9 protein-coding genes are annotated in these 16,576 nt (G+C 37.5%); all 9 read right to left on the minus strand.

What is annotated here, in order from left to right:
* On the minus strand, positions 1 to 326 hold a 326-nt coding region (locus WJP93_RS06895; protein ID WP_337547451.1), incomplete at its 3' end, for a hypothetical protein.
* A 26-nt stretch (positions 327 to 352) separates the two neighbouring features.
* Positions 353 to 1,894, minus strand: coding sequence for a hypothetical protein (locus WJP93_RS06900; protein WP_337547452.1), 1,542 nt, complete (start codon positions 1,892 to 1,894; stop codon positions 353 to 355).
* A 150-nt stretch (positions 1,895 to 2,044) separates the two neighbouring features.
* Positions 2,045 to 4,564 (minus strand): hypothetical protein, encoded by a 2,520-nt coding sequence (locus WJP93_RS06905; protein WP_337547453.1) that lies wholly within the window; start codon positions 4,562 to 4,564, stop codon positions 2,045 to 2,047.
* A gap of 204 nt (positions 4,565 to 4,768) precedes the next feature.
* A complete protein-coding gene (locus tag WJP93_RS06910; protein ID WP_337547455.1) occupies positions 4,769 to 6,313 on the minus strand; it encodes a hypothetical protein in 1,545 nt (514 codons plus the stop codon).
* Positions 6,310 to 7,605 (minus strand): hypothetical protein, encoded by a 1,296-nt coding sequence (locus tag WJP93_RS06915; RefSeq protein ID WP_337547457.1) that lies wholly within the window; start codon positions 7,603 to 7,605, stop codon positions 6,310 to 6,312. The genes WJP93_RS06910 and WJP93_RS06915 overlap by 4 nt, the downstream gene beginning before the upstream one ends.
* A 236-nt stretch (positions 7,606 to 7,841) precedes the next feature.
* On the minus strand, positions 7,842 to 8,375 hold the full coding sequence (locus WJP93_RS06920; protein ID WP_118613907.1) for a nitroreductase: 534 nt from the start codon (positions 8,373 to 8,375) through the stop codon (positions 7,842 to 7,844).
* A 63-nt stretch (positions 8,376 to 8,438) separates the two neighbouring features.
* Positions 8,439 to 10,727: a hypothetical protein gene (locus WJP93_RS06925; protein ID WP_337547459.1), complete on the minus strand. Its 2,289-nt coding sequence runs from the start codon at positions 10,725 to 10,727 to the stop codon at positions 8,439 to 8,441.
* Positions 10,724 to 12,835 (minus strand): hypothetical protein, encoded by a 2,112-nt coding sequence (locus tag WJP93_RS06930; protein WP_337547461.1) that lies wholly within the window; start codon positions 12,833 to 12,835, stop codon positions 10,724 to 10,726. Before WJP93_RS06930 ends, WJP93_RS06925 begins: the two co-directional genes overlap by 4 nt.
* 33 nt (positions 12,836 to 12,868) lie before the next feature.
* Positions 12,869 to 16,555 (minus strand): tubulin-like doman-containing protein, encoded by a 3,687-nt coding sequence (locus WJP93_RS06935; protein ID WP_337547462.1) that lies wholly within the window; start codon positions 16,553 to 16,555, stop codon positions 12,869 to 12,871.
* Positions 16,556 to 16,576: the final 21 nt, after the last annotated feature.

Consider the following 16,576-nt stretch of genomic DNA (forward strand, 5'->3'; position numbering starts at 1 on the left):
TTTATTGTAGTATTATACCAAGTAAACTCTTGCGGTATTTTCTTCAATTTGATCTCTGGTAGCCTATTAATAAACTTATCAAACTTTTTGATATTTTCTACCTGATCATCAGGATTTATATCCATACTCTCAAGTACTGCTTTTAAATCATTATAAATATGAATTTTTTCTGTTTCTCCATATTTAACCCAATATTTTCTTTCTGATTCTGACTTTTTTTCTTCCAGTGTTCGTACCCAATTAAGGCGAAACGTACTATGGTAAAAGATATTTTGCTCATCATCGCCCATAGACTCAAAAAAATCTGCAAAGCTTTCTTGTGCCATTCTCTTTTCCTTTCAATTTTTACATTTTAAAAAGTCGTCATTCTAGTTCTTTTTTCTTTAAACTGATGTACTTGACCGGTAGCCACATTACTTTTTGCTATTGTAGCTTTTGCAGTCGCTATTGTGTTCATCTTACCTAATGCTTCTTTAAATTCTGTGCTAATATTTTCCATATCTGTTCTAGTTGCAATTGCGCCTTCCTCAACTTTAGAAAATGTTGTATTTACCATTTCAACCATATTTGCATACAATGCATTGCTATCAGCTAATTGATTAAATGTTTTTTCATACTCTTCTTTAAGTTCCCCAAGCTTTGTACAAAATGTATTAAATTTTTCTGCAGCCGACTCTATTGCTTGCACATCAATTGCAACCGGTTTATCAATTTTAATTTGATCCATTTGTCCAAAATTTTCTACTTCATTTTGAATATCCTCTTCAATTTTATTGGCTGCGTTTATAGATTTCTGACTTTCCCCAATTGATGTTAATAATGCAGTAAAACTATTATCTGAATTGCGCCATCCTTCTATCGCTTTCTTCACTTTATCTCTCAAATCATTATTATAAAATTCAATAAAAATATTGCCAGCACTCTCTAACTGTTCAAACGGAGTTTTCTCTATAATACCGGTAAACTCTGTTATAGTATCAGATGCAATTTTATATATGTCCGCAATCACCTCCTCATATTTATTTCCTGCTGCTCTCTGAGCCTCTTCTGAAAAATCCACACTACTTGCCATATTAAAACCTCCTTTAGGTATATTATTTTCACCTTCATCTTCTTTTCTATCAGCATTTTTTTGAATAAACTCATCAAATGTCTTGCCAACAGTTATCGGGGCAATAGTTCCATTAGGTGATATACTTCCTGCCTCCATCAATATTTGATTTCTTACAATTATAGCTGGTGCTTTTTCAAGTGAAAGTATTTCATCCACAGTATATTCCATATACAGCTTTGTTCTCTGTTCTGCAAATGCTTTTGTATCCCATTCAAGACCATTTATCGGATATCTACCCCTCCTAAAATCTTCATCAAAATTTTCATCAGAATATTCTAAGAACTGTCTACTCGTCTCAGTAATCTCTCGATGATCTTTTATTGATTCTATAGATTCATATTGATATTTATGTCGTGTTTCATGAATAATTGTATCTAAAAATTCTTTATAATCTGTTTTCGTTTGAAGCGGATATGCTGAATTGATATAGATTGTATCCGCTTCTGCATCCATTTCGAATCCATCATCATACCTTACTCTTCCTTTTTCACGATTATAAAAACCATATTCCTTATCAGATTCTTTCTCAGGCTCATAATCATACCAAAGATATTGAGGAGGATGAATTCTTAGATATTCACTTTCTAGCTCTATCATTTTGCAAATTAAAGCATCCTTTTTTTCAGGTTCAATATGAAATATCTCACCTGAATTTACTTTAAAAGTGTTTTTCTGTAATTTTCTTACTCTCCCTTCTGGTCTGGATCTCTCTCTAGCTCCTTTATTAGGATCTTCTGATGATTCTGACGAATTTGTTTTTTTCCTTTTAAATTTTTCCATATCAATTTTTGACGGATCTACCTTCGCTTTTATTCTATCCTTAAAACTTTCATTACCTATTTTTCCTCACCACCATTCTACTTGGCTTTGCAAATTACACTCTCTATCTGCTGGTAATTTTTTAATTACCAGCAGTATTCATAAAGCACTTTAGATATCCAGTTTGGATGCATTATCTCTTCCTACGCCCTTTACAAGAAAAACAGTCTTATCTTTGACATTCTGTAAATAAGCAGCATCTGCACTTTCTTTAACATTATTCCATGTATTAGAAGAAATAAGAAAAATTGGTACGATACCATAGAGCTTTACATTCATAAGCACATTCTTTATCTGATCACTAAGAACAGACGGCTTTCCTCCATCTTCGTTCACATTAGGAACAATAAAAATAATAAAGCTATATGGACGTGGCTTTTCCCATAATTCATCAATTGGTATATTAGGTCGTATAGCTATATCCTTTATATTTCTATCGTTCCCCATTTTTATATTATTCAGCTCATCAAAACTATTAATTCTAACTCCTTTCTTTCTGATATCTGATACAATATCATTTTCCTTTTCTTCTAAAGCACCTACTAATTTTGCTTTTCCATCCTCATTCGTTATGACTTGAATATATCTATTATATGGTGGCATGCTCAGAATACTTATTCCAGATAATACATCAATTACTGGAAATTTTCTCAGCAATGTTTCTGGATTACTTCTTCGCACAGCATCTATAAACCATTTTATAAAATGACATAATTCTTCGCTAAGATTATTGCCAGAAATATCTTTATCATCATATACAAATATCGTATGTTGACACCTTAAATCAATTTTTCTTAACTCTGCCATTTCATTTTTATCTTTTTCATTGCGAACGAAATAAATATGCTTTGCTAATTGTCCTTTGCATTTTAGAAGTTCACCAGGTGTATTTAACAGTTTACATTCTGCATCAAACGTATCTACACTGTCATCTGTGAGTATTTTTGTCTGCTTTATCAAACTGTTCTTCGTATCCTCCATCTGTGTTTTTTGCTTCGTAATTTTACTTATTAGTAAATTAATTTTGTCCGTAAAGAAGTCAATAACCCCTTGCAATTCCAAAATTTCTTTATCTTTTTCTTTCAGTTTTTTGCTTAACGTGTTCTTTTTTTCTTCAGACGCATTTTTCTGTTGTTCTATTTCAGCAATTTGTCTGCTACGCTCTCGCTGTCTAGCATCTAATTTTTCGTTACATTCTCTTGTAAATGCTATACATTCCGAATCTACTTCCATATTTTGAAGTTGTGCATCTAGCTCCATAATTTTTGAATGTAGCCTGTTTTCACATGCATATCCTATTGCTTCCTCATAATGAAACATTTGCACGTAGGTTACTCTATTTCTATCAAAATACTCTTCAAAATGATTCAAATCCTCAATAACCATATCTTTTCCTGGTTTAAAAAAGATCTTCACAAGAGCAGTATGTACTATAACCAAATACATAACGGCAACAATAACGGTTATCACAATGAAATTAAAAATTTCAAGAATAATATAATGAAGAACAACTCCAGCCCCCATCATACTTTGAGTTGAAAATTTCAAATATTCAAAAGTGTCGAACAAAAACATTGCAACTACAAATGCTATTATTCCTACAATAACACCAGGAGCCCCTCCATCATCTATAATAACTTCCTCAACAACCCAATATACTATACCCCCTACAACAACTGCTATTATAGCTGATACAAGCGTTCTAATTATCCATGTCACTGCTGTACCACCAACACTAGCAATTGCACGACTTGATGGAATTAGCGATGTCCACGGCGCAATTCCTATCGTAAATAAAATGAAAAGCCCTATTATCATTATTCCCAAAAAAGGGTAGAATAATTTACTTTGATAGTAAGATCCTTTTTTATATTGTGTAACAAAATCAACAATTCCATCACTAAAAAGTTTACGTCGATTATCATTAAAATCTTCCCGATCAAATCGTTGAGTTCTACAATAATCTTCCGTTCCTTTTAGCAAAAGAATTCTTGTTATTATATTTTCTTCTGAACTTCCACACTCATCTCGACCAATAGTTTCTGTATCAACAACATTTTGAATTCGTTTAGCAGTTTCTGTACTTTTAATTTTCTGATTAGCATTTAAGTATTCAAGAACATCCTGCTTCTTCTTTTCTATAATATCAAGACAGTCACTATTTATCTGTTTCATCGTTCGGCGTATGTAATTATTTTTATCTTGATTATATTCGGATTGCTCTTGTAATAACTGACCTTTCGACACTGTAAGTTCTGCTTCTTTTTTTTCGCAATACACTCTAATAGATTCATCACATTGTTGCTTAATTTCCTTTTGTTTTTTTTCAAATATGTCTGGATCTGTATATTCGTTCAAGATGACATAGTCATTTCCACCTGTTATGTCATTTGTTCCCATACTTCTTGAATACTGATATTCCAATCTTCTTGCTTTTTTTTCAGCCTCTTGCTTTTGCTTTTCCGTAAAATTTCTATCACGGATAGACTGTTCCAATTGCTGTTGTTTGTTCTTTAGATTTTCCTGCATATTATGCAGACTTTCTTCTAAATCCTCTACAACCGACATATCAGCTTGAAATTTATTATAAGCGATTAAATACGCCTCTAATTGTTGTTCTCCAAACTGCATACCTAATCCCCTCCTGTAATAACTTTTTATTTGTTGTATATAATTCTTTTACTCCTACTGCTACTGCAAAATAATCTACACAACTTTTGAATTTTCTTTTTATTTTAACTTTTTTTGTATTCAAAAACCAGTCTGTATCTACTACCATCTACATTAAACAACCAAAATAGACTATATTTTTTCACCCTGTATATTTTTCGCACCTTACATTATTCTATCACTACTTTGTGAATCCATTTTCTCTAGCATCTCCTCTAACAGTCTAACCTGCTCTTTTAATGAATATACCCATCCGCTTTCTGGTAAAAATTCCAGAAGGCAGAAAATCCATCTTGTTATACCAGCTTCATAAAATGAGAAATTAATCATATTTCCGTCATATCCCAAACAGGATAAATCCGTATCTACTTCACCGGAGCTTCGAACTGCAATTCCCGGTGTAAGGCTGAAATAATTTGTATTTAAAATCTGTATCATAGGAAGCTTCGTACCTTCCGATACTGACATAGCGTCTTTTTTCTTCTCTGCCTGCTCAGTCTCATATTCCTTTTGAATAAGTTCCAACAATCTGTGTAAAACTGCACATCGTTCCTCTTTGGAAAACGGGATATACCATTCATCTGGTAATTCCAGTATCTTTCCTGTGTCTATAAAATACTGAATTCCTTCACGTGTTATGTATTCACTTTTCTTTTTCTTTTTTTTAACCGTCTGTACTCGCTTTTGATAAACGCCAAGCGCCGAAATCAAATAGTCTTTTTTCTCTGGCTTAATATGAGTTACAAGCACATCGGCCGGAATTAACTCCATCGCACACAACTGCCAATTAAGGCAATAAAACGTGTCTCCCTCCTCTTCCATCTCTTGAGCTTCATTCTGCCAATCCACAATATTGATGCTTCGCTGTAATACAGTCGTACTATTTTTGTATTGACTCTCAAATTTGGCACGATAAAAAGCTAACACCTGTGAATCTGTAACAATCTGCGCATGCTTATATTCCTTCTCAATCCATAACGCAGCTCTCTCTGTCATTAACAGACACTCAAACGGGAAAAAAGCTTCTCTCGACGAGATTTCTTCATACACCACTCTTACATCGTAATTAAAATTAGACCGAAGACATGGCATCACCTCTGCCAGCAGCTTTAAATTATTCAAATTACTTTCTTGACTTGTTGATGGCAGTAATGAATACAAATGCTCTACTGAAATTTCTGTATTATGAAAAGCAAAGGCAATATCCGATAAAAGTGTATCGGTCCCTTGTCCCCATAATATGACAGGCAAATCATCTGACTCCTCACGCACCTGATTTAAAATCAAAAGCACTGCATCGCGTACAGACGATCTGCCAGAAATCAGGGAATTCTTCATTGTCCATATGTCATTTCCATTGCTACCCTGATTTTCCCTTTGAACATTTTCCATGCCTTCGGACATCTCATCCACAGACAAAAATTGAATACTCAACAGTTCTTTAAGTGTTTTTATGCATTCCCATGCCTCTTTTCCATACGCTGTCTGCAATTCTTCTCGGAATAATGCCTCATACAACTCTTGCTCTGTACGATTATTACACGGAACGACACGCAATATTGATTTTAACAATTTTACAGATCGTTTTTTCGTTCCATTTTTAAAGCGACTCAGTACATGATATTCCACTTCCAATCTTGCTGCGATCTGGTGCATTGTTACATTATGTGCTGCCATCATTCTTTCAAATAACTGTGCAAACGTACTCATATTTTCTCGTTCTCCTTCTCTGTGTTTTCAATCATTTGTAAAAGAAATTGCTGTTTTCTTTGTTCACTCATCACAAATTCAGAATCGGAGATTTCTTTCAGTGTACATCCGATCCATCGGATTAGTTCTGGCTCACACACCTCATATCTTCTAATTTCATATTCTGCCACCACTGAAATACACAAAAAACGCTCCTCACAAAATTCAATTGTAAGATTCGTTTTTAATGGCATTAAATCACTATCAATAAGAACAGTCTTTGAGTCCTTTAGTATGGATTCAAATATACTTTTCTTTCCGAGTTTTGATTTATATTGATACCATTCATTTTTATAGCGATCCCACAAAACACTATTTTCAGAAAAAGTCTGTATTGCCTTTGATGTAATATAACATGTCCCTTTTCTTTTTGTAATACGATCTAACTCAATCCAACCTTGGATAAAAATAGCTGCATCATCAATTACCCTATACCACTCTCCTTGTTTTACAGTCACGGCAATTGGCTTTCCCTGTTCTCGTATCTTCATAAAATAGTGATTAATCATCCGAATCTGATCATTATCTCTTAACACGATTCCCTGTTCTGCATCTTCCGATATAAAAACAGCCTCTTTTTCTGAAATGACAACACCAGAAAAAAGTTGTCCTGCCCAACCATTATTTCCATATACAATCATTGGATAATATTGTGGACAAGAAATCATCCTTAACAGCATTCCACATACTGTATGAATCCACTTTGACGTTTTTTTATTACTTTCTGAATGAATTAAGTGTAAATATTGAGTCTCTTTTGAGTATGGGATTAAAGACAAATTTTCCACAAACTCCTCGTTCCCCCACATTTTTATTTCACGTTCCTGGCTATTACTCAAAAAAGCTTCTAAATATTTTCTTACATCTAAGCTTCCGCAAAGTACCCCCTCCGTCAAACGAGACTCGCTTTTTTTCTCGTACAAGTAGATATCTGATGTGAGACTTTCACTTTGGAGAAATCTTAAAACTTCTTTTATGCATTCCCATGCATCATCTTCCTTATATTTTCGCGCCATGTATTCCTGTTTCCAAGCATTTTTTACCTCATCGCGCGCAGAAGCTGAGCAACGAATTACAGACAACAACCTATTCACTTTTTCTCTATTCTCAGGAAAACGTTTTCCTCTTTTGTATTTCGATATATCATCAGGACTGATCTTCGCCATTCTTGCGATTGTTACTGGCTTCTCTGGTTGCTGATTCAATAAATCATTTAGCTTTTGCGCAAACTCTGTCATTTTCCTCTCCCTCATGTTGACTCACACCTTTTTATCGCTGACCTTCCAATCAACGGGTGTTTTATTATTTTTCTTTTGTTAAACATTTGTATATACTATATCATCACATGCATCTATAATTCAAGTGCCAATTTTGTTTATGCTCCATATAAAAAGCGATATCTTTTGTACATACAGCCTCGCCATATTGTACATTAAAAGATATCGCTTTCACTCTTATGCAACTTTATTTTGCATTTTCTTTTTTGCGCTTACTCCGCAAAAATCACATAGTTTTCTTTTCTCGGTGCAGCTGTTGGCTCTTCACAGTCAGCATAACCTAAAATACAATGACCGATGCCTTCATAATCACCTGTAATGCCTAAATCTTTTAAGATCTGCTTTCCTTCTGGGCTTTCAAATTCTTCTTTTGCACGGTGGATCCAGCAGCTTGCTATGCCTAGCTCATGTGCGGCTAACATCAGATTACCCATGACAAGGCTTCCATCGTAAACATAAGTGCCATAATTTTTATTTGCCAGAACGATTAAAACTACTGGTGCACCGTAAAATGGATCGCTGTTTGATCCCATAACCTGTGCATTCATTTTGGAAAGACGATCTCTAAGTTCTTTGTTTGTAACGGCAATAATGATTGGAGACTGCTTGCCCATGCCAGTTGCAGCGTATGTTCCAGCCTCTGCAATCTTCTCAATAATTTCCTTCGGAACCATATCCGGCTTATATTTGCGGATACTTCTTCTTGTTTTCATATTCTCTAATACCTGATTTTTTTCTCCACTCATTTTTGTTTTCCTCCTAATTTTCTAGCTGTTCATCGCTATTTGGCTGGCAGGTGACAATCATGTTTACTCGCTCAAAAGTCCCAAGAGAAGCTTCGCTAATCCTGCAAGCTGTCCTGCACTTTCAGATGCGGCAGGAAGCATCAGCTGTGTTTGCTGTGCTTTCATCATATAATCTACAAGCGCGGCCTCGTTTGACTTTGGATCATCTACAGCGCGTCTTAGCCATTCCCTGCACAGCATAAAAAGAAGACTGCTGTTTTTATAAAGTGCGGCGGCAAGTCCTTCCTCACTCTGATTTTCGATAAGATCAATCACAAACGCATCCTGGTACATATTTTCCGTTGTCTGACTATGTCTGATAAAAGGAACAATTCCCAAAGAAGAATCCTCATCACGATAACATGCCGTAATTTGCCCTTTATTATAAGGAAAGATGGTCGATAACACTTCATTGCAAACTGATGCCAATAACTGCGCAAGCTGTTTTTTCTCTGAACTCTCACTGCACATAATTGTAAGCTGCAAAAAAACTGTCTCGTACTGATCAGGCTGTCTAAATACTGATTTTTCTTCATATTCCTCATGTATCATATGATCATAATCAGAAAGACTCCTTGTTTCTGCAAGAAAATAAACACCCCTGCATGTTCGTTTTATCTTTGCCTCACAAAGCTGCATACGCCAATTGTTTTGCTCAAGCTTGCTTCCAAGCGGCGCCACATCTTCCATTTCATAGACCATATCCGGCAGGCGAATCATTTCTGGTCGAGTGCTGATAAGCTTTTTCTCTGTGTCTCTCCTTGTCAAAATTGCCTCTGCTGCTGCATCGCTTAAGCGAACTTTCCATTTGCCATGCGGCCAGGCTGGCTCCTCCTCAAATGAAAAGATATCATAGATGTTTTGCACCGGATAGTCTGGAAGAACAGCTGACAATACGTTTTTTAGAAACTCCTCTGTTGATGCATGCTCCATACCAAAGCGCTTTTTTTGTCTGATAAGCCAACTCTCAGGCACCCCATTTTCTGCCTTCATTAAAAGAAGTAATCTTCTGTAAAGACCTGCCTGTGATACAACAAGCCATGGAACTAATTCTCTGCTTTCCTCATTAGATGCTTCTTTTTCCCAGTCAGCTTGATCTTCAACATCGCCTCCTGCATAATAAACAAGTGCTTCTTTTTCCTGTGCGCTCATTGTACAGTCTAAAAATAAATACTGAATCGAAGATTTGCTGCTCCTTTGTGAAAAATCCTGACTAGCCATCTGTCTCCAAAGAGCAAAAAAAGCATCTGCCTGTGTCGTATCTGCCAGAAAACGATGTGAATCAGACAAAATGACGAATCCAACCTGAAAAAACCACTGCGGCCAAATTTGCTGTAAATTTGTATGTAAAAATTCATCCGCATCTGCCACAAGTATATCAATATCTTCGCGATTCTTCAAGTGTATTGATTCACCAATTCTAATCAAGCAAATTTCACCAAATCGTCCTGTAAGCATATCAGTTAAAGTCATCTGCCAATGCAATTTTTCTTCTTTTCCTCTGCATAGAAAGACTACTCTGTGGCGTCTTTGAAAGCATTCATACAGATAATCTGGAAGCACCATTTTCAAATCACTTCTAGATGCCACCCTCAGATTAACACCCAAAAGCAATCGCTCATACGATGCTTGCTTTTTTTCAGCTTTTTGTGTTGCTGACTCTTGTGGTGCTCCCTGTTCAAGTGACCATTTGACATCATAGCTAAGTGCTCTGCCAACACCAGCCATTACAAGACTAATCAAAAACGTAAGCCTAAAAAAGCCGTATAACCACTGTGTTTTTCTTATATAAGAAAACTCTGGAATTTTCACATACACTGCAATCAGTCCGCACACAATCTGAATAAAAAATAAAACGAGCATCGCACTGCTAAGATTCCAGAGCCATTTGCCAAGTATAGTTGTAAATGGACGTTTTCTCATTTTTTCTTTGATATATATGGCTGCATTTTGCACGCATGTCAATTTGCTCATAAGTAAAATAAACCACCAAATCAAAAGACCAGCAATGCATACTGCAAAATTAATCATCAGTATATAAAAAAGAAAATATAAAACCTGCGGATTGCTTCCAGACAAAAAGTTTATTTTTATATAAGAAAACAATGCAGTCTTTTTCATTGACTGATACATGCCTTCGCTTCCAATTCCGCACGCAAATACAGCCACAACACCAAAAATTCCATAGCAGACAGCTGCCGCTGCTCCCTGAATCTTGCTTCCTGCCTTTATAAGCCTCTTTACTGAAACAATCAGAGACAAATCAAGTGCCAGAAATAATAAAGCAAAAATAATCGTCACAATTTCTTTCACCTTCTCTGCCCCCTTTCAATATCATTTTCTGTCCAAACTGGCCAATAGCATTCATTTCCAAGCTCTTTTTGACTATAATCCATTGGCTGCACAATGCGTGATGCAATCATTGCATCTTCTGTTTGTACAGTCACATGATTATTCTGCTCAAACCCAAATGAATCCAGCAAATCTAAAATGCGCTTGATGTTCGCAAGATGCCATGCACGCGCTGATACCTGCTCATTTTTACCTTGATTTTTTTGTGCCTGGTCATTCTTAAACTGCTGCTTATTAAATTCACACAGCCATTCATTTAGACAATTTTCATAATCCTGTGCTCTAAATTGATACGCCTTTAAAACTTGCTCTATCTGGTTTTGCAAATGTGCATAGCTCTTACGAATCTCATTCATAAAATAGCCAGAAATATTAAAACTGCCCACCGCCAGAAAAATAATGATAACAGCCATAGCGCAAAGACCTGCATACACAGACTGTACGCCTTCACCCTTATGGACTGGAAAATAGATACCAGCAGCAAATGCCATGCAGCCGCACAGATACAAAAATGATGGCAAGAATCCTGTAAGCTTTGCGCAGTGCACAAGAAACTGCATATCTTGCTTCCATTTTGTGATCATTTCCTTTGCAGATGCTTCTGTCTTTTGCTTCTGTATTTTTTTTGTTTGAATAGATGCTTCGCTTAGCTTATTTACTGATGATACTGATTCAAAACCAATTGAAGCAGACTGCTCTATCTCCCGATAAAGTGTCTTCGCTGCCGCCTTTTGATATGCCACAAGCTCATCCTCTAAACCATCTGTTGTCTTAAAAAGAATATCAGAGGCCTGCTCTATACGCTCCTTCATCTCACTTTTCTTTCCTTCTTTTAAAGAAAGCTCACAGATGTCAAGCTGCATCTTTACATTTTTTAAATGCTCCTGATATTCCTGCGGTGCACTTGGAACCATCAAAGGTTCTATACGAATCCTTTGTTCCTGCTCAAAAGATGTTTCTTGGTCATTTGATGCATATAAGTCTGCATGCTCTGCCTGAATTTCACGTATGATCTGCTGACGTTTTTTTCTAAGCTGATATCGGTATCCATCCAGAACATCCAAAAAGTGTTCCTGCAATTGTTTGGCTGCACGAGGATCTCCATGTGTCAAATAACGCTGTATGCTTTCTTGTGTGATTTCTTTTTGCATACACAAAAGCTCCACAAGCCCAAACATAGCAAGTGTACTCGCCTGGCTGCTATTTGCTGCAACCGGCCAATAAATAACTTCACATACACGCCCTATCTGACTTCCTTCGATTACACTTCTAAGACGATGGCTTATATATTCGCCATAATTGTCATCTGATATTTCATCTGGCGAATTTATATTATCAATCTGTGGAAGTTCCTCCTCTGGCATTCTCATTTTCTCGTCAAGCAGCTTTTCTTCCTCTATTACAGAAAGAATCCTTCTTTGAAGCCATGTCTGTGAAGATTCCCTCTTTGCGTTAAGCACTGCAACATTAAGCGCCTGAAAAAGAGTATTCTCCCACTCCTTAGGAGTAAGCACTGATGGCAGTCCAAAGCTGTCTACCATGACATATGAATTTTTCTCACCAGACATATCTTCATGATCACTCTGATCATTTTGTATAGCCTCACAAGCAGCCTGCAGACTTACTAAAAAGGATCTAAGACCTTCCTGTTCCTCCTCCCAGCTGCTTATCTGCTGTGCACTTCCAAAATATTCCTGCTCAGACTGAAAAACAATTTTTATTTTTCTTGTATACGATGAAGTCAGTACAGATGTCATACCAGACTGCTCAAGTGCTCTTGCTGTGAGTGTCTTTGCATATAGTGTTGTGTCATGCCATATAAGCTGAGCATTCATCTGATGTCTTGATGCTCTTTTATGTTTTCTTACACATACGATGACCTGATAATCATTATCTTCAAACTCGCGGCGGTTTATATGCGCTGCAATTTGTGAAAATACATCTGTCAGTGACTCAAATGTCCATTTTGCCTCAAACAGCTCTATCTTTTGCTTTGCTGCAGGCTCATAGAAAAAAATACCATAATTTTCCTGATGAATACACGCTTCCACATTCACCACATACAGCATTTTTTCACCCCCTTACTATAGCGCTGCCTTTGTTTAGGCAAGATCATCATAATCATCTGTAAAAATTTTCTCACCTGGCTCATCTTTTGCGACTGCAGCTTCTGCATCCGGATCATCAGTATCATAAAGGACTTTGCTTAATCCTGCATTTGAATCTGCCATGTCATCTTCTTCATAAAGCTCAAGGAAAACTGACAATAAATGTTCTTCTCTGTATGTAAGCTTTTCCTGTTTGCTTCTTTGATAAAGCTTTGAGAATGTTGCAATAGCATTTCTTATATTTCGGCATGCGTATATTACCTTGACCTCGTCCTTATCAAACATATACTCACAATACTCACGAATAAACTGTGCCAATCCCTCTAACAAACGATTAAACTGTGCACTTTCCATACTTCTTGACATCTTTTCAAAAATATCAAGCATGTTTTCATCGTCTGGCTCTTTCTCCTGCTGAATCATATCGGCAATTATCGGCTGCGTGTAAATTTCCTGCTCTAGCTGATCCTGCATGCTTTGAGCCTTTATACGATGCAAATGATTTTTTCCATAATATAAAAGTGTATATTTCATATCCCTGTTAAATTTCATCGCTTCATACAGATCTGCATAAGAGCTTCCAATTGGGACACCTGCTGCCTTGACGCGAATCGTATCCATACCACGAAGAAACCACCATGATATTTTTCCCTTAGTATTTTTCAAACGCACACAGCAAGGTTTTTCAAGTGTTAGTGCATAGAAAAAGGCTCGCATGTTATTTTTTTCATCCACAATTCGCTGCGATGGATAAATACTTGGAAGAAAGCCCTCCTCGCACCAATATTTATTTAAATGAGGATTGATTACAGTAATGATCTCTGACTCTCTTGACGTACCTGGCAGCTGACCAATACGGTTGATTCGCTGCTCATAGTAGCGATGCGCCTCTCCTTCCCGTTTGAATTTATCAAGATTTTCAATAAGCAAGTTGTAGCGTGCCTTATAGCAAATCAATTCATTCTGGCGGAAATTATCATGGATCAGCACAGTAACTGCATGACCCTGTGGTGTTGTTCGTTCTTTTAAATAACGTGCTGCTGTCGCCTCGACAGATGGTGTATTATCCATTCTAACAGCATTGTCAGGATGCATTGCAAGATAAACAGACATAGTCGTCGCACCCACTGTATTGCATATGCCGATCCAAGGCTGCGCCATTGTCATGGCAGCTGATACCTTGCTTTTAATCCATGCATCTAGCATTGCATCATAACGATCACGATCATGCTCACGCACAATGCCAAGCTCTGTCTGCATCTCAAGTGCAAATGCATCATATATACTTATTTCCACTACTGAAGAAGCCTGCTCACGCGCTTTTTGCTGCATCACCTCTGCCACCGCCTGATTAAATATCGTCCTCATGCGGTTATTATAAGCCATATCCTCTCTGCGGCGGTCTTCCATATTGTTTTTCTTTAATTCCAGCTCCATCTCTCCGTAAATATTTCGAAGAATCATTCTTGCCGACTCCTGCGGAAGCTCGGCGCCTGTATTCTGACACATAAGAGCAAATCTTTCATATAATGTTTCCAGGCACGATTCACTGCAGCAAATATATTGTTCTCCTACAGATGACTGTCTTCCCATCGTTTTGAGTTCACGAATCTGTCTTCTAAGATCCTCCGTAGAGCTTTCTAATACATTGAAAAAACGTCTGTACAGATCACACAGCTTTTCAAGACGTTTTTGCAGCGTCTCATAAACATTTGCGCGCAGCTGTGCCGACAAATATGCAGTCAAATTTGCAGCTGTTCTTCCAGATGCATCCTCATACACCTCAAGTACCTGACGCATTTGTTTGCGATTCATCCTTTTTCCAAGAATAGCCTCTATCGGAAGCCCTGGATTTTTGCCGCTTATATCATAATCTGCCTTGCTGATCAGATCAAGTTCAAGTCCAAAGCAATCCTCATTTGCCTCTCTTGCCCGTGCTGCAGTCTGCTCTAAAATCGCATACAAAAGATAACGAGCCGCAATCGGATGTACACGTCCAAGAATCTGAGAAATACAGCTGTCACGGTCACTCATCTGAATCATTGCGCTAAGCGTTGCCGGAATCATTTGATTTGGAAGTGAATATTTCGTATCATCAATAACCTTCATGACAGCAGCCCTATAATTTCTAATTGACTGCTTATTTGTTGCTACTCCCTGTCTTGCTGCTTCCGGTGACTGAATCCATTGATCAATAGAAATATCCATACAGGATTCTCCAAGGCGCTGCAGACTTTCCTTTGAAGTCGCATCCTCTATCATCTCCTCAATCTGCTCCAAAAAGCGGTCTGCAAGCGAAAAATCTGTTCCATCATCACTCTGCATGAAAACCTGAGCATATAAGGATGCCATACTTGCATGTTCTCCTGATGTCTCCTCCAAAAAAATCTCCTGATAACGCTCGATAATTCCAGGCAGCTGAATACGCGGATTCATTGCCTGTTCTTCCCTTGCCAGAATAAGTTCTTCTTCAAAGCGCTTATCAATACGCATCCAATAAGAATCAACAAGCTCTGTAATCCATCTCATTGAGCAATACTGCATGATCTGCTCACCTGGATAAATAATCTTGCAAAGACCTGCGCTTCCAAAGCGAGCCATACCATTGCTTCCAATCGTGGAAAGAATAAAATTATCCTCAACAGACAGCGCATTTTCTCCTACATCCGTAAGCAGATGCACATATGCCATGGACGCAATCATGCGCTCTACCTCTGCCAGCTGCTTTTGTCCAATCGTGCCGCCATTAAAGCTGCTGTCAAATAAAAACAGATGATCATATGGAATAGTTCCGTTTCGCTTTAGATATTCCTCCTGTACCTCCTCTGGTATTTCTTCATCTAATACAGCCACGCCCTTTGACGAAAGATCCTTTGCAATTGCCTGATACATCTGGCGCGACTCCATCACCTCTGCCTCAAGATCCTCATTTTCTCCGTAATCATAATATTCCATGCGAAGAAGTGACGATGAAGCATCACGTCTCTGCAATAAATAAAACGCATTTAATTCTTTTAGGCAGGCATATGCATTAACATATACAGCCTGACGATTTAAATCTCCCGGCTGAATAGGAGCCATAATATCAGGTCCCAAAAACATGCCTCTAACCATCACATTTGGAATTGCAAGCACCTTTTGAATGATTTTTTTGACATAAAATGGGATCTGGATAAACATGCCTGCTCCTGTACCGCCGCATATTGATCCGACAACCATCGTCATGATATTTTCCTTTAATCCGCTTCCCGTGACAGCTGCAATTTTTCTGACTGCCTCTTCAATCGGGCGAAACTTTCCTTCTTCCTCAGCAGCTAGTGCTGCGAGTCTAGATATTGCTCTAATCTGTCCAGCGCCCTCAAGCATTCCTCTGTTATTCAAAAAAATGTTATTCGGAAACCAACTCATATACTGAGGATGATCCTTCAAATATTGACGAACCAGACGCTCATCGCTGATCTGAATTGTCTCTATTCCCTGCTCACGCAGCTTTCGAAGATCCTTTACATTTGTGTCAATCGCAAGAATCGCCACCTTATCGCGCCTTGGTGAATCCTTTGCTAACATTTTATCTATCTGTGCCACAATGCGTCCTCCGACACCGCCCATACCAATCAGCAATATCGGTGCACCCTGACTTTTTTCAAAAAGCTCTCTTCCCATCTGCTCATATGCATCCATACCAATACCCATACCTTTCTG

Source organism: Anthropogastromicrobium sp., assembly GCF_037349415.1.
GTDB lineage: Bacteria > Bacillota > Clostridia > Lachnospirales > Lachnospiraceae > Anthropogastromicrobium > Anthropogastromicrobium aceti.